18 protein-coding genes and 3 pseudogenes are annotated in these 21,339 nt (G+C 44.3%); 2 read left to right on the top strand and 19 right to left on the bottom strand.

Features of this window, described 5'->3' with window-relative positions:
• Positions 1-300: 300 nt before the first annotated feature.
• Positions 301-528, top strand: coding sequence for a hypothetical protein (locus VSQ32_00305; protein ID MEH2941336.1), 228 nt, complete (start codon positions 301-303; stop codon positions 526-528).
• A gap of 78 nt (positions 529-606) precedes the next feature.
• Here VSQ32_00305 and VSQ32_00300 read toward each other — a convergent pair whose 3' ends face one another.
• The 18 genes and pseudogenes from VSQ32_00300 to VSQ32_00215 form a co-directional block, all read right to left on the bottom strand.
• Entirely contained in the window at positions 607-1,242 is a 636-nt protein-coding gene (locus VSQ32_00300) for a hypothetical protein (GenBank protein ID MEH2941335.1), read from the bottom strand.
• 23 nt (positions 1,243-1,265) lie between these two features.
• Positions 1,266-2,696 carry an Asp-tRNA(Asn)/Glu-tRNA(Gln) amidotransferase subunit GatB gene (gene gatB, locus VSQ32_00295; protein MEH2941334.1) on the bottom strand — a complete coding sequence of 477 codons (1,431 nt, stop codon included), beginning with the start codon at positions 2,694-2,696 and terminating at the stop codon, positions 1,266-1,268.
• Between the two features lie 4 nt (positions 2,697-2,700).
• Positions 2,701-4,146 (bottom strand): Asp-tRNA(Asn)/Glu-tRNA(Gln) amidotransferase subunit GatA, encoded by a 1,446-nt coding sequence (gene gatA, locus VSQ32_00290; GenBank protein ID MEH2941333.1) that lies wholly within the window; start codon positions 4,144-4,146, stop codon positions 2,701-2,703.
• A gap of 14 nt (positions 4,147-4,160) precedes the next feature.
• Positions 4,161-4,469 carry an Asp-tRNA(Asn)/Glu-tRNA(Gln) amidotransferase subunit GatC gene (gene gatC / locus VSQ32_00285; GenBank protein ID MEH2941332.1) on the bottom strand — a complete coding sequence of 103 codons (309 nt, stop codon included), beginning with the start codon at positions 4,467-4,469 and terminating at the stop codon, positions 4,161-4,163.
• Between the two features lie 22 nt (positions 4,470-4,491).
• The gene (gene aspS, locus VSQ32_00280; GenBank protein MEH2941331.1) at positions 4,492-6,237 is read right to left on the bottom strand and encodes an aspartate--tRNA ligase; all 1,746 of its coding nucleotides are present in this window, start codon (positions 6,235-6,237) and stop codon (positions 4,492-4,494) included.
• A 554-nt stretch (positions 6,238-6,791) separates the two neighbouring features.
• The gene (locus tag VSQ32_00275) at positions 6,792-8,612 is read right to left on the bottom strand and encodes a methyl-accepting chemotaxis protein (GenBank protein MEH2941330.1); all 1,821 of its coding nucleotides are present in this window, start codon (positions 8,610-8,612) and stop codon (positions 6,792-6,794) included.
• 219 nt (positions 8,613-8,831) lie between these two features.
• Positions 8,832-9,686, bottom strand: coding sequence for a sugar nucleotide-binding protein (locus tag VSQ32_00270; GenBank protein ID MEH2941329.1), 855 nt, complete (start codon positions 9,684-9,686; stop codon positions 8,832-8,834).
• 13 nt (positions 9,687-9,699) lie between these two features.
• Positions 9,700-13,074, bottom strand: coding sequence for a DEAD/DEAH box helicase family protein (locus VSQ32_00265; GenBank protein MEH2941328.1), 3,375 nt, complete (start codon positions 13,072-13,074; stop codon positions 9,700-9,702).
• Between the two features lie 66 nt (positions 13,075-13,140).
• The gene (locus VSQ32_00260) at positions 13,141-14,229 is read right to left on the bottom strand and encodes an alpha/beta fold hydrolase (GenBank protein ID MEH2941327.1); all 1,089 of its coding nucleotides are present in this window, start codon (positions 14,227-14,229) and stop codon (positions 13,141-13,143) included.
• Between the two features lie 64 nt (positions 14,230-14,293).
• Positions 14,294-15,388, bottom strand: a complete 1,095-nt coding sequence (locus tag VSQ32_00255; GenBank protein ID MEH2941326.1) for a DUF4261 domain-containing protein — start codon at positions 15,386-15,388, stop codon at positions 14,294-14,296.
• 33 nt (positions 15,389-15,421) lie between these two features.
• Positions 15,422-15,746, bottom strand: a pseudogene (locus tag VSQ32_00250) (dihydrofolate reductase family protein).
• Positions 15,747-15,821: 75 nt separating this feature from the next.
• Positions 15,822-16,028: pseudogene (locus VSQ32_00245) on the bottom strand (integrase).
• Between the two features lie 28 nt (positions 16,029-16,056).
• A complete protein-coding gene (locus VSQ32_00240; GenBank protein MEH2941325.1) occupies positions 16,057-16,494 on the bottom strand; it encodes a hypothetical protein in 438 nt (145 codons plus the stop codon).
• Entirely contained in the window at positions 16,484-16,954 is a 471-nt protein-coding gene (locus VSQ32_00235; GenBank protein ID MEH2941324.1) for a DUF3990 domain-containing protein, read from the bottom strand. Before VSQ32_00235 ends, VSQ32_00240 begins: the two co-directional genes overlap by 11 nt.
• Positions 16,955-16,957: 3 nt before the next feature.
• Entirely contained in the window at positions 16,958-17,299 is a 342-nt protein-coding gene (locus tag VSQ32_00230) for a hypothetical protein (GenBank protein ID MEH2941323.1), read from the bottom strand.
• Between the two features lie 32 nt (positions 17,300-17,331).
• Complete coding sequence (locus tag VSQ32_00225; GenBank protein ID MEH2941322.1) at positions 17,332-17,577, bottom strand: restriction endonuclease subunit S; 246 nt, start codon at positions 17,575-17,577, stop codon at positions 17,332-17,334.
• Positions 17,574-17,945 (bottom strand): hypothetical protein, encoded by a 372-nt coding sequence (locus tag VSQ32_00220; protein MEH2941321.1) that lies wholly within the window; start codon positions 17,943-17,945, stop codon positions 17,574-17,576. Before VSQ32_00220 ends, VSQ32_00225 begins: the two co-directional genes overlap by 4 nt.
• Positions 17,946-18,132: 187 nt before the next feature.
• A pseudogene (locus VSQ32_00215) lies at positions 18,133-18,336 on the bottom strand (cell filamentation protein Fic).
• A gap of 526 nt (positions 18,337-18,862) precedes the next feature.
• Here VSQ32_00215 and VSQ32_00210 point away from each other — a divergent pair.
• Entirely contained in the window at positions 18,863-20,011 is a 1,149-nt protein-coding gene (locus VSQ32_00210) for a hypothetical protein (GenBank protein MEH2941320.1), read from the top strand.
• 727 nt (positions 20,012-20,738) lie between these two features.
• On the opposite strand, the gene VSQ32_00205 is transcribed toward VSQ32_00210, so the two are convergent.
• Positions 20,739-21,329, bottom strand: coding sequence for a hypothetical protein (locus tag VSQ32_00205; protein ID MEH2941319.1), 591 nt, complete (start codon positions 21,327-21,329; stop codon positions 20,739-20,741).
• Between the last annotated feature and the right edge of the window lie 10 nt (positions 21,330-21,339).

Here is a 21,339-nt window from a genome sequence, read left to right as displayed (position 1 = left end):
TAAAATTATCAAAATTTCATGTACAATTACTGCATTTCTTCTTAAATATTTTCATCATACAAAAGGCCGACATGTCGGACGCACCAGACATTCCAACGAGCCTTTGAATACAAAAGACCATGTCAGCAAAGGCTTCCATGCTCTTTTAAGTCTCGTTTCCACGGTGCTGAAATGCATTTCTTACCTTTTGCATGAGAAAATATTTGTATTCAGGTTTTCTGAATCGTACATGAAATCAGTACAATTATAGAGTTTCGCAAATGCCTATATTTAGATGAACTATTGAAAGGAGACACAAAAATGAAAGAAAAGATTGAGAAAGATGTAAAGGTTGCGGAAGGTAATAAGAGATTAATATTAAGAACAGCGATCCTGCTTTTTGCTGTTTCGATAATATATTCGATTAGTACTTTGGTGGGCGGTGCGTTTAATGACTTCTGCGAGGCTGCTATAAGATGGGTAATGTCAGGCATTGGTGTTGCGTTTGCTACGACATATTCCAGCCAAAAAGAATCCGGAAAAATATAAAAAATCCAAAGAAGAAGAAAATGGAAAAATCTGAATGGATACGCTGTCCTGTTTGTGGGAACAAAACTCGTGACAGAATTAGAAAAGTGATTTTGTCAAGATTAGTTGACACATTTTCCTCAGGGATTTTGCATCCTGTGCTGCTTCTTTCAGGGAATCATAGTATCGCTGTCGTTTTATCATGGGAGGAAGGCCTCCATCAGAGGAGCAGATCCTCCGGTTATTCCAATAGCTGATGAAATATCTCCGGATGCCATATTGACAGACTGCATCCCGGTAAAGCCGGCTGGTATACCGGCTTCCCCTGTCACTGTGGATGAACGCCCCGCGGATGCCTGGATATGCCCTCGCTGCATTTTCCAGTGTCTGCACACATAACGGGGCTTTCATGTCAGTGTCCGTCGCCAGGCCTGTCAGATAATCTTCCTCCCTTCCCCGTCGTTCCCGGATATCCATGAATTTTTCCCAGTCCGCCGGATTCAGTTTGCCTTTTACCTGATTTTCATGCCGGGCAAATTCTCCTGCCAGGGAATCCCCAGGACATGCCATAGCATTTTTGTAAGTCCTCTGTTTTGCCGATTTCAACGTTACCAGAATCACCGGATACCGGCACATTTCCCCGGTATATGTTTCCCCGGCTTTTTCAATGGCAAGGCCGGAAAACAGCTCCCGGTTCTTCCGGTTTTTTCCGGGTCTCCGGTATTGCTTTTCCATATTATATCCCAGGAGGGAGACAGTTACAACAATTCTTTCAAAATCTGATTTACCATGCCGGGATTTGCCTTTCCCTTCATGGCCTTCATGGTCTGGCCCACCAGAAATCCAATGGCTTTTTCCTTTCCGTTCCGGTAATCTTCCACGGATTTTGGGTTATCCTTTATCACCTGTTCCACGACAGCGCGAAGTTCCCCTTCGTCGTTGACGGTTTTCAGTCCATGGTCTCTGACATAAGCATCCGGGTCGATGTCCTCGTCAAATATTTTCTCAAATACTTCTTTCGCCACTGTGCTGTTAATGCTGCCTTCTTCTGTCAGGGCAATCAGTTTTGCCAGATGTTCCGGTGAAAAACGGATTTCCTCCGGCTCCATTTCCCGTTCCTTTAAGAGGCGCATGGTCTCTCCCATCAGCCAGTTGCTTACTTTTTTCGGTTTCCGGCACAGCTCTGCGGTGGCTTCAAACAAGTCAGCCAGATGTTTGGACGAGGTGATAATCTCCGTATCGTAATCAGGCAGTCCGTACTCCTGCCGGTACCTTGCCATTTTCTCCGGGCGCAGTTCCGGCTGCCCTGCCTTAATCTCTGCAATCCATTCCTCACTGATGGAAAGGGGAGCCAGATCCGGCTCCGGAAAATACCGGTAATCCTGAGCGTCTTCCTTGCTGCGCATGGGGTAGGAATACTCTTTTCCATCATCCCATCTTCTGGTTTCCTGGATTACCTGTTTTCCCTCTTCCAGCAAATCAATCTGCCGGGTTTTCTCGTGTTCAATGGCTCTGGCAATAGCTTTAAAAGAGTTCAGATTCTTCATTTCCGTCCGGGTGCCCAGCTCCTCTGAGCCTGCTTCCCGTACCGACAGGTTCACATCCGCCCGCATGGAGCCCTCGTTCAGTTTGCAGTCGGAGGCCCCCAGATACTGAATCATCATCCGCAGCTTTTCCAGATAAGCAATGACTTCTTCTGCCGAACCCATATCCGGCTCGGAAACAATTTCTATTAATGGCACACCGGAACGGTTGTAGTCCACCAGAGAACAGTCACCCCACTCGTCATGAATTAATTTCCCCGCGTCCTCCTCCATATGGATTTCATGGATTCCGATGGTTTTCGTTCCGGCAGAGGTTTCAATCTCAATTCCTCCATCCCGGCAGATGGGCAGATAGAGCTGGGAAATCTGGTAGTTCTGGGGATTATCCGGGTAAAAATAATTTTTCCGGTCAAATTTACAGTTCCTGGTTATGGTACAGCCGGCGGCAAGGCCCACTGCCATGGCGTATTCCACTACTTTCTTATTCAGAACCGGAAGGGACCCCGGCATTCCGGTGCATACCGGACAGGTATGGGTATTGGGCGCTCCTCCAAATGCTGTGGAACAGCCGCAGAAAATCTTTGTTTTGGTGGCAAGCTCCACATGGACTTCCAGTCCGATGACCGTTTCATATTCTTTGCTCATGTCCTCACCTCCTGTTCTGCTCAAATGCATAAGCTGCCTGCAGAATCTTTTTTTCCTGGAAACATCCGCCGATTAACTGCAGTCCGATGGGAAGTCCTTTTCTATCCATCCCGCAGGGCAGGGTCATGGCCGGCAGTCCTGCCAGATTTACAGAGACTGTATAAATATCTCCCAGATACATCTTTAAGGGGTCCTCCAGGCTCTTTCCGATTTCCGGTGCAGTGGTGGGCGCCGCCGGGCCAAGAATCACGTCGTATGTTTCAAAAGCCTGGTCAAAAGCCTGTTTGATCAGTGCTTTGGTGCGCAGAGCTTTCAGGTAATAAGCGTCATAATAACCGGAACTCAGCACAAAGGAGCCCAGCATAATCCTTCGTTTCACCTCCGGGCCGAACCCTTCGGAGCGGGATTTTTTGTACATCTGATGAAGCCCTTCGTATTCCTGGCTGCGGTATCCGTATTTCACTCCGTCAAACCGTGCCAGGTTGGAGCTGGCTTCAGCACATGCAATGACATAATAAGCCGGAATTGCGTACTCCACCAGGCTTAAATCAAATTCTTCCACCAGGGCGCCCTGCGCTTCCAGCACTTTTGCCGCCGCAAGAACAGATTCCCGCACTTCCCCATTCAGCCCTTCCCCCAGATAATCTTTCGGAATTCCGATTTTCATACCTTTTACATCTTTTTTCAGTGCGGAAATAAAATCCGTATCCTTCCGGTTCAGGGAAGTGGAATCTTTCCTGTCATAAGAAGTAATCACTTCCAGAACGGCCGCGCAGTCCGCCACATCCTTTGCCACCGGCCCAATCTGGTCCAGAGAGGAGCCGTAAGCAATCAGCCCGTACCGGGAAACCGTTCCGTAGGTGGGCTTTAGCCCTGTCACGCCGCAGAATGCGGCTGGCTGTCGAATGGAGCCGCCTGTATCGGAGCCCAGTGCATAAAAACATTCCTGAGCCGCCACCGCCGCACAACTTCCTCCGGAGGAACCGCCCGGCACATGCTTCGGATTCCAGGGGTTCCGGGTAATCCCAAAGGCTGAGGTTTCCGTGGTGCTCCCCATGGCAAATTCATCCATATTGGTTTTGCCCAGAATCACCGCACCCGCTTTCTGCAGATTCAGCACTGCTTCCGCTGTGTATGTGGGCACAAAATTTTCCAGGATTCTGGAACTGCATGTGGTCCGCAGCCCTTCGATGCACAGATTATCCTTGATTGCCGCGGGAACCCCGGCCAGCGGCCCTTCCAGTTCTCCTCTGCTAATTTTTTCCTGTATTTCGGCTGCCTGTTTCAGGGCGCCTTCTTCGTCCAGCGTCACATAACTGTGTATCTCCGGCTCCGCCTGATGGATTTGCTCCAGCGTCGCCTGTACTGCTTCTGTCACGCTGATTTCCTTATGCTTTATCTTTTCCGCAAGCTGCAGCGCGGTAAATTGTCTGATTTCTTTCACTGACATGGACATTCCCTCTCTCATTCCACTGTTTTCGGTACCTGATAACTTCCCTCCCGGACTTCCGGCGCATTTTTCAGCATATTTTCACGGTCATCCCCGTTTGTCACCACATCTTCCCGAAACACATTATCTACAGGAAATACATGGGACATGGGCTCCACGCCGGAAGTATCCAGTTCGTTCAGTTTGTCAATATAATCCAGCATTTCCTCCATATCCTTTCTGGCCCGTTCCCGCTCCTCCTGGGAAAGCTCCAGTTTGGCCAGAATTCCCACATATTCCATGGTTTCATCTGAAATCACATTTCTGCCCTGTTTCTTTTCCATTGTTTCCAATCCTTCCTCTCTCCTAATCCCTGACTTTGATATGCACTTCCCGAAGCTGCTGCTCTGTCACCTGATTCGGCGCGCCGCACATAAGATCCTGGGCATTTCCGTTCATGGGGTACGCAATCACTTCGCGGATGTTTTCTTCTCCCCGCAGCAACATCAGCATACGGTCAATCCCCGGCGCCATGCCTGCGTGGGGCGGCGCTCCGAACTGAAACGCGTGGTAGAGGGCGCCGAATTTGCTTTTCAGCGTTTCCTCATCATATCCTGCAATTGCAAAGGCTTTCACCATAACCTGTAAATCGTGGTTGCGGACCGCGCCGGAAGACAGCTCCACTCCGTTGCACACAATGTCGTACTGATATGCCAGAATGTCCAGGGGATCCATGGTTTCCAGCGCTTCCAGCCCGCCCTGGGGCATGGAGAAGGGATTGTGGGTGAAGGTCAGTTCTTTCGTCTGAGGATCCTGCTCAAACATGGGAAAATCATTGACATAACAGAACCGGAACGCATTTTTTTCCAGTAAGCCCAGCTTATCTCCCAGTTCCGTACGAATCATACCTGCAAAGTAAGCCGCCCGTTCTTCCCTGTCCGCCATAAAAAATATGGTGTCTCCTGTCTCAGGGCCGGCAAGGCTGCGGAACTCCTCTTTTAATTCTTCCGGTATAAACTTGTCAATGGGCCCCTTAAAGCTGCCGTCTTCCATCACTTCCAGATAACCCAGTCCGCCCATGCCGATTCCGGTGGCAAATTTCAGCAGTTTCCCATGAAAACTTTTGGACATTTCCGCATGTACCCGGAGGGCCCGCACGGTTTTTCCAAGGAAAGGCTGAAAGGTACATTTCTGAAAAAATTCTGTCAGATCCATAATCCGCAGAGGATTCCGCAAATCCGGCTTGTCGGTGCCAAACTCCAGCATAGCCTGTTTATAGCTGTACACAGGGTAGGGAGCCTTTGTAACTGTGCTTCCCTCCGGTGCAAATTTTTCAAAAACTGCGGACAATACTTCTTCTCCCACCTGAAATACATCTTCCTGGTCGGCAAAGCTCATTTCAAAATCAAGCTGGTAAAATTCTCCCGGCGAGCGGTCTGCTCTGGCGTCCTCATCCCGGAAGCAGGGGGCTATCTGGAAATACCTGTCAAAACCGGATACCATCAGAAGCTGTTTGTACTGCTGGGGCGCCTGAGGCAGCGCGTAAAATTTCCCCTTGTATTTTCTGGAAGGAACAATATAATCCCTGGCTCCTTCCGGGGAAGAAGCACAGAGAATCGGGGTCTGGATTTCCAGAAATCCCAGTTCTGTCATTTTCTCCCTCAGATATGCAATGACCCTGGAACGGAAAATAATGTTGTCTTTTACTTTCTGGTTCCGCAAATCCAGATAGCGGTATTTCAAACGCACGTCTTCCCGCACTTCTCTGCTGGTCATCACTTCAAAGGGCAGAGGTGCATATACGTCTCCCAGAATCTGAATTTCCTTTGCTTCCAGCTCTATGGTTCCCGTGGGAATCTTCGGGTTGTACGTATCCTCATCCCGCTGTTCGATAATACCCTGAATGGATACCGCCTGTTCCCGGCGGATTCCCTCCAGCAGCTTCCCATCCCGAATCACCACCTGCATCACAGCGTACATGTCCCTCAAATCAATAAAAGAAACGCCGCCATGGTCCCGGATGTTTTCCACCCATCCGGCTGCCCGGATGGTCCGTCCGATATCTGTTTCACTCACTTTGTTTAACGTTATGTCTCTGTAAATACTGCTCATAATTCCCACTCCTTTTTGCGTATCCGTGAGCTGCGCAATCCAGCAGGGAAGATTTACCGCACCCTGCTCGCCGCGCGCGAGCGGATTGCCTGGCAATAGATTTCCTTTCCGCGAGCTGCGCATCCCGCCCGGAGGGCTTTATCTTACAGGAAGATACTTTCGCACGTTAGCGCGACACGGTATTTCCTGTAAGATAAAAAAACCCCGGAATACTTTCGTATTCCGGGGCGAATCTCTTCCAGGGAAATCCGCGGTACCACCCGCATTGAAAGACTGCTTCCCGCTGCACAGCATCAGGAACATCTGCTTTCCACTCTTATGCTTAACGCGCACAACGTACTGGCCTGCCCGCCATGAATCTTTTCCCATAAGCTGCTTAACCAGTCTGCTCCGGAGCGTTCCCTTTATCTCCTCTTCCAAACGGCGCTCTCAGTCGGTGACGCCATATTCCTGTCGGCTTCTGAAAACAAGAGTCTCCTTCAACGCTTTACTAAGTTGATGTTTTTTAGTTATGGGTTATCTTATCACAGATTATTCTGTTTTGCAAGAAAAATTTACAATTTAAATTTATTTGCCTGGTCATTCTGTCTGCGGCTCAGTTCTACCAGTCCCCTGGTATCTTCGGTACACTCGTCAATGGTCTGAGACAGAAGAGTCATGCTGGCGCTGGTTTCTTCTGTGGACGCCGCACTCTCCTCCACCACGCTTGCCAGACTGTTGGCAGAGTCTGTAACAATCTGTTTCAGGGAATTCAGAATCTCTGTCTGTCCGCCGATTTCTTTTGTCACTTCTTCAACCATGGCTACTTCTTCTTTCAAATGCTGAAATGCAACTCTGGTTTCCTGCAGACATTTCTGCTGCTTCTGCACATTGTTCGTAACTTCCTGCATTTTATTGACGGAAACTTCCACATTATGCACCAGTTCTTTCACTATTTCTTCAATCTCCTGGGCATTTCCGGAAGATTCCTCGGAAAGATTCCGGATTTCTTCTGCCACAACTGCAAATCCTCTGCCGGCTTCTCCGGCTCTGGCCGCCTCTATGCTGGCATTCAGGGAAAGCAGATTGGTCTGGGCTGCCAGCCCTTTGATAATCTCAATGGTTTTATTGATATTGGCGGCGGAGTCATTATTCTTATTGGTCTGTTCTGATACCACATCAATGGTTTCAATGGTCAGTCTTGTAATCTGATCCAGTTCCCGAATACTCTCAGAAGCTCCTGCTGAATGGGTAGCCATGGCAGAAACTGCTTCTTCCAGCTTATGTACACCGCTCTTTTCTACTTCAATAACATCTCCCAGTTCCCCAATCTTCTCATTTACGGTCTCTGTCTCATTAGCCTGACTGGTAGCTCCCTGTGCCAGGTCTTCAATGGCCTGATTGGTATCCCGGATACTGGTCAGAATATAACCGAACTTCTCACTGAACTTTTCACTGCTCTGATTCAGAGATTCTCCTGTATGGAGAACACTGCCAATCATAGTTGCCAGAGATTCCCGCACATTATCCAGGGAACGTGCCATTTCTCCAATCTCGTCATTCCTTTGCAGTAATACAGGGCTGACGGTAAAACTAAGATCTCCCACTGCTGCCTGGCGAAGATGAGCCTCCACCATCTTAATACCTTTTGTTATCCGCATACCACCCACTGTGGAAATTACTATCGCTATAATCAGCATAACAACAGCCGCAACTCCGTAAATCATAAGCATACCGGAGAATTCTTTCTGGATATTATCTTTCTGGCTGTCAATCTTTGCATTCATTTCATCCACATAATTTCCGGTGGCAACGGCCCAGCCCCAGGGCTCAAACATCTCAGAATAGGCAATCTTGGGCGCAACAGTCACACCGTCTGCCTTGGTAAAATAAAATTCATTGTAGCCGCCTCCGGCTTTTGCTGCTGACACCACATTCTGCGTCACTTTCACACCGTTCTGATCTGTTAAATCCTTCCGGTTGGTACCTTCCTGGTCTGTCAGAATCGGATGTTCAACCAGCACATAATCCTCTCCGTCAATCCAGATATAACCGGAGCCGTCATCCCGGTAACGCATGGAACGCACTGCATCTTTCGCTCTCTGCTGCGCCTCTTCCTCCGTCATTTCACCGCTTTTAAACCTGTCATAATAACGCTGAATCAGTGCCAGGGCTCCCTGTACCTGAGATTTGATTTCCATGGAATAACCGTCTGTCATGGACTCCTCATACAAATCCACTGACTCATCCATGGACTGTCTCAGATAATAAACACCCAGACATGCCAGACCAATTGTCGGAACAGACACCATAATACAGATAATGGAAACCAGCATAACGGTCAGGCTTTTGAAGCCTTTCGTCTTCGGTTTCTTAACTTCCATATTTTCATTCATATAATCCCACCTTCCACATTTACTGCCTGTTGATACTTCTATTATACAGTTTTCCCAATATAAGTCAATGGAATTGGAGATTATTTGTTAATTTTACCGTTATCTAATTTTCACCATTGTGCAAATATAGTGCTATTTTACTATTATTCACTGCTTTTTCACCAAAAATTTCTGTTTTATCACCAAAACCTGCTTATGCCGGGATATTTCCGGACAATATCAGGTTATGTCCAGACCGGCCAGTTGCCTGGCCAGACTATCTGCCGTATCAGAAAAAAATATGCCCTGACTGTTTATTTTCTCCTGACACATGGTAAGATTCCTGGGATTCCCGCGGAAGGCTTCTTCATTTTTCTGCAGCCTGTCCGTATTCAGTCCCAGATTTTCAAACACCCCACGCACTGTCTCATAAGTACTTTTCTCATTGGGCGAGCCAAAATTGTACACACCTCCCGGAAGTTCAAATGCTTTTTCCAGATGTTTTGCCACTTCATTTACATCCGTAATGCCCCGTCTGTCCCATACCGGCAATTTTATGGCTTCTTCACCTGCAATCTGAGAAATCAGTGTCCGGAAAAAATCACTGTGTTCCCCTTCTTTTCCCGTTTTCACATCGTACATCCAGGACAGACGCAGTAGCACGCAGTCCGGATTTGCACGGAGGCATTCCTGTTCTGCCCTTAGCTTCTCCTGCCCGTACAAATTACAGGGACTGAGTGCTTCCTCCTCCCGGTGAGCTCCGGAAAAGCTGCTGCCGAAATACACCTGGTCCGAACTGCAGATCATGCATTTTGCCTGTACGTCCCCGGCTGCTTTTGCGAGGTTTATACTTCCGTTCACATTGATTTTCCAGGAACGTTCCGGCTCTTTTTCACACTGGCCCACGTCCGAGACAGCGGCGCAGTGAATCACCACATCCGGCCGGTAAGTTTCAGCCATGCGCCTGACGCTTCCTTCGTCTGTGATATCCAGTTCCGCGTGAGCTGGTGTATATATTTCATATTTTTGTGCGTAGAATGAGGCAATTCTGCTTCCAAGAAAACCGGAGGCTCCGGTTAGTAAGATTTTTTTCATTTTTCCTCCTGAATTACGCCATAACGGGAACTGCATGTTCCCTGATATCATTAATTGCCGCTATCAGAGAAGCCCTTGTTTTTGCGTCAAACATTTTAATAAAAGGCACAGGCTTGTCAAAGGGCGGTTTCTGCAAATCCATAATATTTTCCATGTACCCGTTCTGCTCCATATGGTTGATAATCTTGTAAACGAACTGTATCTGCCTCTGATTCAGAGATTCATCATTGATAAATGCTGAAAATGCTGTCATGGCAGCTTCATGGTCCAGTTTCGCAATTTTCCTCACCAGAAGTCCGAAGGGAATATCTCCAAATTCCCGCTGGTAATCTTCCCTGCTTCCCAGTTCTTCTGTCAGCACCCGCTCCAGCTCCCGATAGTCTTCTTCTGTCAGCTGCTTATTGTGGAACAGTTTATAAATTGCCAGAGAATCCCTGTGTTCCTCCACATAGCGGTTTACTTTTCTGCGGTAATTTTCAAAATCATAAGCGGCACCTAACTGAACCCCTTCTTTTTCCTCCAAAACCGGATCCTGAAGTCTTGTCATAATCGACTTCCTGGAAGAGTCTTCCGCCAGAAATTTCATAAGTCCCCGTAATTTGCTTCTTACATGCTCCAGCCGGAGGGCATCCGTATCTTTCCAGAAATTCTCTGTATTTATCTCTCCTATCAGTTTTAACTCTGCTTCAATCTGAGGAATATTTGCCTTTTTTTCCAATTCCTCTGCAATTTCACACAACTGTTTTTTCCCTCGCTGAAATCCGGAAGCCTTTCCCAGTTTTGCCAGTACCATTCCATACATGAAATTATCGAATCTTTTTGCCATCTCATCCTTATCTTCCATGGTGACAATGGGGGCAATTTCCCGAAGCAGCTCCCCTTCGTCCGTTTCATTCAGGCACTGAAATATTTCTTTGTTTCTGTATTTTTCCACATATTTTCTTTTCAGTTTTACAGATATCAGCCCGTCATTCAGCTCACCTGCCTGTTTACAGCAGATTTCCACCAGCTCATTTCTCCAGTTTCGATATGCCTCCTCCGAAAAACATTTTTCCTGAAAAGCGGTAATCAGCCGGATTCTTTTCCCATATATCATTTCCGACAGGGATTTGGCCTCTCTGCCCTCATATCCCCTCGGCTTTGTACCGAAAAATTCAAAATTGTTGCAATAATCAAAAATAATAAATCTTCTTTTTCCCGTATACTCTCCGTCAATCTGATCCACACAGATTAAATCCTCCGCCAGCCTGGTTCCCCGGCCAATCATCTGCCAGAATTTGGTTTTGGAGCGTACTTTCTTAAAAAATACCAGGTTCACACACTCCGGCACATCAATTCCCGTATCCATCATATCCACAGAGATTGCAATATGAGGCTCCCCCTGAGGCTTTTTAAAATCATCTATCACAGTCTGAGCATAAGCGTCGTCACAGAGAACCCTCTGAGCAAAGGTGCCGCGATATTTCGGATATAGCTTATTGAAACACTTCAGGATAAATTCGGCATGTTTCTTATTCTGAGCAAATATAATAGTCTTCCCGATTCTGTCCCCGCCTGCTGTTTTAATGCCCCGTTCCATCAAATCCTGCAGCACGCGTTCTACCGTAAGCTCATTAAATACAAAACGGTTCAGTGCTTCCGACGGTATAAAATCCGGCATGGCTCCATCCTCTTCCTCAAAATCCTCCTCATACCTTTCCCGGTCTGCCGCAGACAGTTTTTCATAGGTAATGCCGTCATTTAAAAATTCTGTTTTTACGATATATGTGTAATACGGAACCAGTACATGATCCTGTTCCACCGCAGTTTCATAATCATAAGCGTAAGTGGGAACGCCATGTTCCATTTCAAAAAAATCATAAGTATTCCGGTCCACATCCGTTTTGGGCGTTGCGGTAAGCCCCACCAGGATTGCGTCAAAATATTCGAAAATTGCCCTGTATTTTTTGAAAATGCTTCTGTGGCTTTCATCAATGATGATTAAATCAAAATGGGTTGGGGTATAAAATCTGTTTCCTTCTTCATTTTTCACAGAATCAATGGCATTCAGCATGGTGGGATAGGTGGAAAACACAATTCTGGCATTTTTATCGTCTTTTCCGGTACACAGATTACAGAGGGACATATCCGGCAAGTAATTTTTAAAATCATCCTTCGCCTGTTTTACCAGCGCCAGCCGGTCCGCCAGAAACAGAATATTCGTTGCCTGTCCCGCCCGGCTGAATACATCGGTCAGACTTGCGGCCGTTCTGGTCTTCCCGGTTCCTGTGGCCATAACCAGGAGATTTTTCCGATGGCCCTGCATAACATTTTCACATACGGCACGAATGGCTTCTTTCTGGTAGTAACGGTCTGTAATTCTGTCATCAACGGGAACTGACAGCAGGTCTTTTTTCTCGGTTCTGCGGTTCATCAGCTTCTGCAAATCACCTTTGCTGAACATTCCGCTGACACTTCGCTGGGGGCTGGATAAATCATCCCAGAAATAAGTTTCAAACCCATTGCTGGTAAACATCATGGGGCGTCTGCCGAATTTCCGTTCCAGGCAGTCTGCATACAACATGGCCTGCCTTCTTCCCGCATTGGGATCTGCGCCCGTCCGTTTTGCCTCCACCAGGGCCAGGGGCAGCCCGTCTTTTCCAAACAGTACATAATCCACATAGCCTTTCTGTCCCAGCACGCCCGTCATATCATTTACCTGATATTCCTCCCACACATCAGCGTCTTCTCCAGTAAATTTCCATCCGAGTTCTTCCAGATCCACATCAATAAATTTCTTTCTGGTCTCCCATTCGGTAATATCTTCCGCAACAAAGGTACGTTCCTGTCTGTGCATTTCTTTTTGAGCAGTAAGGCGTTCTGCCATCTGTTCCACCTGTTTGCGGAGTTTTTCGATTTCAGCGTCTTTTTCTTCCAGAAGGGATTCCTGTTCTTTAATCTTCCTGGTATTTACCACGACTTTCTCTCTGGGGATTCTGGCTTCCTCAAATTTACGTTCCGTATAATCCGCGCCATAACAGTAATCAATCCACTGGATAAATTCAAACAGGCCCCGCATGGACATCACCGCGTCGCTGGCCCGCACACTTTTTTCCGTATGTACCGCCAGATTTCCAAGTTTAATAATATAACGCAGTTTTCCCCATGTATTCGAATCCAGCGCAAACCGAAACGTTGGTTCATGAATCAGAGACTGCAGGTTGTCCCTGTATGGCATCTGAATGGATTTATCAGCAGAATACACCCATTTTACCGCAAGCTCCAGGGCTTTGCGGCAGCCTGCGGCACACATGGCCGGAGAGGTACGGTATACTTTCTCCGCTTCTATTGCCGCAGGGGCAAACATAAGATATTCCTGCCTGGTTTCCAGAAATTTAAAATTTGACATCGGAAATCCCCCTTATCCTTTGTTTCATCGTAACAGTTCAGCTTTCGGCGGAACTGTTATGTTTCATCACTGTCTGCTCATGTACGCATCATAAAAATCCAGAATCCGCTGCATTAACGCAGAATCAAATTCATAGCATTTGCTTTTATCCAGATTTTTTTCCATAAATTCCGCCTTTATTTCGGCATTGTATTCACCGCCATGGGCTTCCACATAAGATTTATAATCTTTGTTTAACTGCTCTTTATAACGCCGCGCCCCGTCCGAATAATATACGCTGTCGTGCCCTCTGTCCTCGTATTCTACAAAACAAAACCGTGAATCATCACCATATGTACGGTAAAATTTATCATAGCCGTTTTCCGGCAGGACCGTGGTATCATCTTTACTGTGAAGCACCATAATCCCGGCGTCGGAGGCCGCAAATCCATCCATTGCGCTGTAAGCAGCGTATTTTCCAAATTTCAGCCGCTCATACAAAGAGACATAGGGCATAAAGAATTTGATGACAGGGCCTGCCATGGTTTCCCCCTGCTGCTCAAATAAATCGGCAGAACAGTCAAATCCGGCCACAAGCACTGCCGCTTTCACATCCGGATGGCAGTTCAGCACGCAGCCTGCGGAATAACCTCCCCAGCTGTGACCAGACAATGCAATGGGCAGCCCCTGATATGCGTCCGCTTCCTTTACATAGCGCAAAGCATAATCCAAATCTATAATTCCCTGGGGAAGACCTTCCACAGAATCGCCTTCGCTTTTATCATTTCCGGTTCCGTCATAAGCAAAGACAAGATACCCGTTAGAAGTAAAATAATCGGCAACGTCCATATAGGTGTTGTGTCCGCCGCCTCCAAGACCATGAGCCAGTACAATCACGCCTTTCACGTCCTGATTTTCTTTTGCATACTGATATCCTGCCAGAAGCTGTCCGTGACTGGAAGGAAATGTACATTCTGTGACTTCCAGTCCCTCAAATTCATTGACGGAATAAGCCATCCATTGGGCAGTCTCAAATCTTTCTCCAAAATTATCCTGATAAACCATAACAGTCATAGCGGGCATCAGAACAAGAAAAAATACAGCCAGCACGCACCCTGCTGCAATCAGTGCAATCTTCTTTTTATTTCTGTGATGTTTCCTGCTTTTATCTTTCATTTTATCTGTGTTCTCCTTCGCAGATTCTCGTTCATTTTACAGATCAGTTTCAGAAGCAACGATATCAGAACCCTATTTTTATGGTCTTTCCCTTCACATAAACGCCTTCTGAGCGTGTCAGGGACAGCTTCTGCTCCGGGGAAAATCCAATGGTTTCTCCATCCCGTAAAACGGCTCCTTCCTCCAGAATATAAGCGGAAATATCCAGCATGAAATCATAAACTTCAGAGGCCGGCCGGCTGCTTTCCACCACTTCCAGCTCATCTTTTCCAAAGGAGTTCAAACCGCTGGTCCAGCTGCTGACTCCCTGTTCATCCTGATACAGTCCCACAAATACCAGATTTCCCAGAGGCAGTTCTCCCTCTTTCATTATCAGGGCCATCTGGTTAAAATGTTCCGGCAGCCATACGGTTCCGCAGTCATAGATTCCAAGGGCATTGGGCGCTTTCAGACAGGCGCAGGCAATTTTCACAAACAGCTCTCCCGCTTTCCGGGGCTTTGATTCACCGCCCAGTACAGCCACCAGTAAGTGGGCTTTGTGATTCTTCGCTGCGGCAACGGATTTTTCTCTGGTCATAAAATTGCTGTTAGCCCAGTACTCCGCCTCCCCGTCCGGAACGGGCATATCCATAAGCCCCACCGTTACCATCATGTCATCTATCTCAAATACAATGGCATCCTGTTTACTTTCCGGATGTTCCGGTTCCTCCGGGCATTCCAGTCCCCAGTCCTCTTTTAACACGAAACGGAAGTTTTCCACATCAAATTCCGGCGCGGACAGCAGGACAAACCCCAGAAAATCTCCGGCCCTGCGCTCTGTGTCCTGATTTTCTTCCTCCTCTTTTGCCCGATCCATCCAGTATTGACGGATTTTTTCTACCATGGCCACGCATTTTTCCTGTGCTGTGGCAGGGTCATACTGTTCCATTTCACTGTAAATATGCCCGCAATGGCCCAGGCCTTCTCCGTCATAGCCTCCGCAGACTGCCACTTTCCAGGAACCCAGTTTTGATTTTTTAAACCTGAAAATATAATAATGGAGATCATGCAGGTCAAATTCCCCGGCAATCTCCAGCTTTGCAGGCTTTTTCCCAAGCTCTTCGGGATGGGAAAGCCATTCTTCCATTACTTCTGCGGCTGCTTTCTGCTGTTCATTCATATAGGTATCCTCCTGTACATTCTCTGCATTTCCTTATCTGCACACATAAACCAGTTCTGTGATTCCATTATAAGTCTGTGTATGAACCAGCCGGAGCTTTATTTCACTGGAAAGTTCCCCAAACAGGCGAATGCCAAAGCCCGAAATTACAGGTATCACAGAGATATAATAAATCTGTTGCAACCTGGTGATAAGTGTTCCATCCCATAACAACGGTATCCATGTCTTTCACAAAATCCGAATACGTATCTGTATTTTCCTCATCGCTGCCATGTCCATGAAGCCAGTTCACACTTCCACGTCGGTCTGCAATATATCCGTCAAGGCTCATTGCAATGTACAGGGTAACTGTTCTCATTTCTGTCCTCCGATTCGTTTCTTATTGCATTTTGCTGCATATGATATGAAAATTTTGATATCTTTTGAAATCACGCAATGATTTTGTTGCCAGAGTCTTTCGGAATTTATGTGGATATACTCTGGATATCTCCGGCTTCTTCCCCAGCTCACGCAAACGTATTTCCACGCCGCTTATCTCCAGCCTCTTGTATGGCTTTAGCAACGATACAAACAAAGCCGGATTATCATCATTTCCTGAATCCAGGTAATTTTTCAAATGTATCTTAGCCCTCGCGTAAAAACATTCTACACCATTCAGAACCTTTCATCTATGCGGAAAGTATTTTTCCTTCTTTATAGCAGGCTGCAATATAATCCCGTGGCTGATAATATAAATCGGAGTTAAAATTCAAAATTCTTTCTGTAAGCCAGGATTCGTAGACTTCTCTGATTCCGGTTATTACATTTGCCTCCTCATAGCAGTCTTCCACCAGACGGGCAAAAACTTCTCCGATATCCCAGTAATCCGGAACAGAATACTGACAATTTGATAAATTATCGTAATTCCCGTTGGCAATCTCATCTTTTTGTATAAAATCATCTGCAACCTTTTCGATTGGCTCACAATGAAAAATATCCGCATAATCATAAATACGCTGCAAATCTCTGCCCAAAGAATTCACAATATCCCATCTGTTATTACGTGTTTTTCTTGCAATATATTCAATCAGACTGCACACATAAAACAAATTATTATCATTCTTCATATACCTGCACTCCTTTTGAAAATTTTAATGTGGTCAGTGCTCTTGCCGTATGAAAACTGATTTGGTGTGTTGGATACTTAAATTTAGCCAGCTCCCAAAATGCAGCTCTTGAGTATTTTCCATCAATAAACCCCTGTACATAATTATAAATTGTGTCGTCTGCCATCGGCCCTTCTACAATATCGTAATCATGCCCGGTTCCAGTTCTGCAGGCTGCAATAAAATCCAGCCATTCTTCTGTCATTTTCTCAAATGTAAGCACCTTTAATTTGGGGTTGGGCGTATACTCAAAAACGCTGATATAGCCTGACTCGCCAAATCTTGTGGCCCAGCGTTTTGCCTGTTTTTCCATTACAGTGCAATAAAATCCAAAATAGAAATTCTTATTATACTTCGTCACTCTGATTTCCGGCATCTCTACAATTTGAGAACTTCCATGGTAAATAATTGTCTTTTCCATATTTCATTGCTCCTGCCCAAAATACTGCTGCATTAATGCTTTTTTCAGTGTCTCCAGTTTTTCAAGGCTCTTCTTTACTGCCAATTTTGATTTGACAAGTTCATCTAACTTTCCAAGCTGCTTTTTTCGCTCTGATATTGCTTTCTCCAGACAATCCGGTTTCTGATCTATTGCTCTTTGGATTCTGATATCCGGCAATGGAATTTCTTTTTCACTTAATGTCGATTTATTAAGGGTAAGTCCCATCACTGCTTTATTTGTACCAATACTCCAATCTGTCCCTGCCAAAAGATAGTACAAATAATCTTTATTTATTTCATAAATTCCCCTATCAATAAACGCCATGATAGCTTCATTCGTATACATAGGTTCTGAGGTTATTCCAACTTTACCAATAGATAATTAAAACTCATTATAACCGTTCCCTCAGGAACAACTTTAATGCCTGTTTCTGACAGCGCACTTTCTGTAATACTCTCTTTTGTCTCTGATATATATTTTTCTGCATTTCCCAAATCTGCAATTGATATCCATTTATTCGTTCCATTCCAGTACAACGCATTATTACGTGACGGTGTTTTCCCCATTTGAAGTTCAAATGCCTGACCTAATTTTACTTTCATACCTTGCCTCTCACCACATCGTCCATCATTTCTTCTTTTACAATATAACACTCATCCTGACAGCTCCGTCCCTCATTTTTTACCAGAAACTGAAACTCATCATATTCTGTCATATGATTTACTTTCAAAATCTGCCCTATGTTCTGGCGTTCCGGCGGCGTGACCCTTTGACATACCCACCGATAACTCCACTCTTTCCCTATCCTGCGCTGATTCTTCCTGATAAAATCTGATATAATAAATGGTGCTTCATGGCTTTTTACCGTTTCCGGTATTTCAATTTCATACTCTTTCTTTTGTTCATCATAATACAGATAACCTATTGTTTTTCCACCATAATAAGCATTTTTAATTGCAAATTTCAACATATTTTTTCCACCTCTTCCAAAGCATTTCCCATATTCTATCCAAATGTTCCTTTGGTAAAACCTGCTCTAAATCCTGCAGAATCTTTTCTTTATGCCAAATTTCAGTTCTCCATTGGTTAGTCCATGAGGAAACGCAGACAGGGAGAAAATTCTAACATCAGGAAATTTTCTAAAGAGGGTTTTATGACTATATATCGAACATGGACATCAGTTTTCTGAAGGTATCCTGTCCATCCAGACAGGTATCTGTCAGATAGCCTTTCTCCCGTTCCCATTCAGAGAGCCCCCGATAATAATACATTTTTTTGTCATCCTCAATGATAAACGGAATAAGCCCGAAGCGCAGACACTCTTTTAATGCGATCAACCTGCCGACTCTGCCATTGCCATCACAACACTGAACATAAGTCAAATTTTTTCAATTATTTTTCAACTTCACTTAACTCTGTAAAATCATCCTTGGTATTGGTAAAACTCCTTTTCAAATAATCATTCCCACCATCTACACTACAACAACCACATTTGCAGCTTACAAAATCATGCCTATAAGTTGAGATTATAATATCCCCACATAAATTACATTTAATCATGTTCTTAGTAATCTTACACATTTCCCTATCACCACCTAAACAATAATTTTCTAACAACTATGTTTCTATTGTATAGTCCCAAAATATAAAAAGTCAACTGATAATAAAGTTCTCTTGAAACTCATATAAAACCAACTCTAAGTGTTAAGTAATCCCTATTTAATCAATACATTCAATTTACCCATTACACTCAAAAGAACCAGGAAGATAAAGGGAAGAAGGAAAAGAAGAAGGAAAAATTTTCATATAGGCAAAGAAAAATCTGTCTAAAACTGAAAAATCTCCCATTTTCCAGAAAACAAAAAATTTCTGGAAGGTGGGATATTTATGAATATCAGTGATTTAGAGATGGATTCAATCAAAAGAGTGGGAATTGATAAGATAAAACTCTCAGGCTTTGCAGTGGAACACATTGACATGATTAAGCTTCAGTCTATGGCAAAAAGAGTGGAAATTGTCCAATCCCCAAACTCTTTCATACCTTGTAAGAGGTATATGCCAGAATCAGGGGCAGGAATCTCTAAAATCCTTATCAAAGATAATGAAATCTTTTCTGATTTGTTAATTGGGTGTGCTAACAGTGGAAACAACATGCCTATTGAATATGTGTACTTAAGCATATGTGTTTCCAATGCCAAGGGATTCAACCTGGAAAACATGACCTATGAAGAATATGACACTTACATCCATCAGGTTCTGGAATACATACACTCTGAATATGGAATTGTCTTACATAATGCTTATATGAAAGTTGATTACATAGAGATTAACACAAACATATTCTTGAGAAATGCCTTTTCCAAATACAACAGGGTATTAAGGTTGTTTATGTCATTTTTTCATAATCATCTGGGAAAGTTGAACACTTATGATAAAATGAGGAATAAAAAAATAGTCCATGAAGAATCCTTTATAAGAGGTAACAAATCAGTAGAAATTATATTTTATGACAAGGCAGAGCAGTTAAAAAATGAGGGGATGGAAATAGAAAATGACATTGAAATCCTGCGCATTGAATTAAAGCTGAAAAACAGAAAGAAAATCAAGTCTGTCTTTGAGTCCTCTTTCTGGAAAGATTTGAGCCAGGAAAAATTAGCTGAATACTTCAACCAACAGATATATGAGAATTTATTGAAAAAGTTCAACAGTTGGCAGCTCACAAGAGAAAAGGAGTTGAAAAGGTTAATTGTGGATTGTCGCACAAAAAACAAAAACACATGGCACCACAAGGTAATGCAGGAAATAAGGAACAAGTCAGAATCAGCAATGATTCCATACATCCTTGACATTGAACAGGTTTGCAGTGCCTTTAACAAACTGCCAGACCCACACAGAAATGCTCAAAGAGCTTTAAAAGCCTTGTTGAGCATTTCCATTGAGAATGACATTTATAAAAACAATGACATTGCTAAAATTCATGAAATACTGGAAACTTTGAATGATTACAAAAAAGCAACATCATATTACCCACAATAACAATATGATATTTTTATTCAAAGTGACACATTGGGATTCCATCAAAAACCCTTATTTTTCAATGGTTCCAGGGACTTTTTTACAAAAGAAACTTACCAAAAAGTCCCTAAGGATAATTCCTTGGGACTTTCCTACACTCCCCCTTTCAGGCAAAGTTTATTTCCCATCCTCTCCCTTGCTACACACAGCCTGTTTCAAAAAAGAATTGAAGGGAAGAAGGAGGGAAAAGAGAAGAGGAAGAATGTAAGGGATATTTATCATGTTTACCCCATATAGGATTTAAAAGAAAATCATAATTAAGAGGATATGAATAACTATGTATTCACATCCTCTTCTTAACATTATGCTTCTTTTCCCAATTATCAAGGCAGAGAGTATTTTTTCATTTGAAAAGATAATGAAAAAATCTTCCTCTTTCCCCTTGACAATTTCACCCTGATTCTATTTTGTCTTTGTTCTGCCAACAGGCTCCCTATTGCAGAATATTCCAGGTGGAGTAACAGCCTAGGTGATTTCCCTTCACTATCTTTGTGCCAAATTGAAACAGATAAATTCCCCCCTTCCCCTGTCCCTATACATCAATTCTAATACAATGGTGAATATTGTCAACAATATCTTTGTATCCATTACCATTTCAACATTATCCACAAGCACTGAAAAACAGCCCTCAGCTTCTCAGCTAAGGACTGCTTTTCAGCCTGTTTCACATAATAGGTGCATGAAAGCTCTATTTCCAATAATAAGTTCCACCAGCATGTAGTTCTTTATGGATTTTGGCTACAGCATCACCATGTTCAGTGATTCTGTTCATGTTTCCAGGCATGCCTGTACAACAAGAGCCACAGGTATAATACTGCCCCTTCTTTCTTCCACCAGTCTTGAACTTAATGCTTTTAACCTTGCCATAAACAATCTTCCCATTCTTCCCTTTTGTGTATGCCTTTATTTTTACAGTATATCTATAATCAGGCACAAGGTTGTTGATGGTGTAAGTTGTTTTTTTAGTGGTTTTTGCATAAAGTAATGGGGTTTGATATCCAGGTTCTCTATGTGTCTTATAAATCAGCACCTGATACCCTGTAGCACCTTTTACCTTGTTGAATTTTATTTTAACATAGCTGATATTTCTGTAGCCATCCCACTTGCATGATTCTTTCACTTTTTTCAGCCCTTTTACCTGACCTGGTTTCTTTACTTTTGTTGTAGCTTTGATGGTGCTTTTTGGGGTTGCAGCATGAGTCTCCATGCCAGTAACAGGCATTAACAATATTGCTAACACTACTAATACAACCATCATTCTTATTCTTTTCTTTTTCATCCTCTTTCGT

Source organism: Lachnospiraceae bacterium JLR.KK002, from assembly GCA_036941025.1.
GTDB lineage: Bacteria > Bacillota > Clostridia > Lachnospirales > Lachnospiraceae > Petralouisia.
The sequence above is the reverse complement of the archived record's forward strand: the minus strand, read 5'-3'. Positions and strand labels throughout refer to the sequence as shown.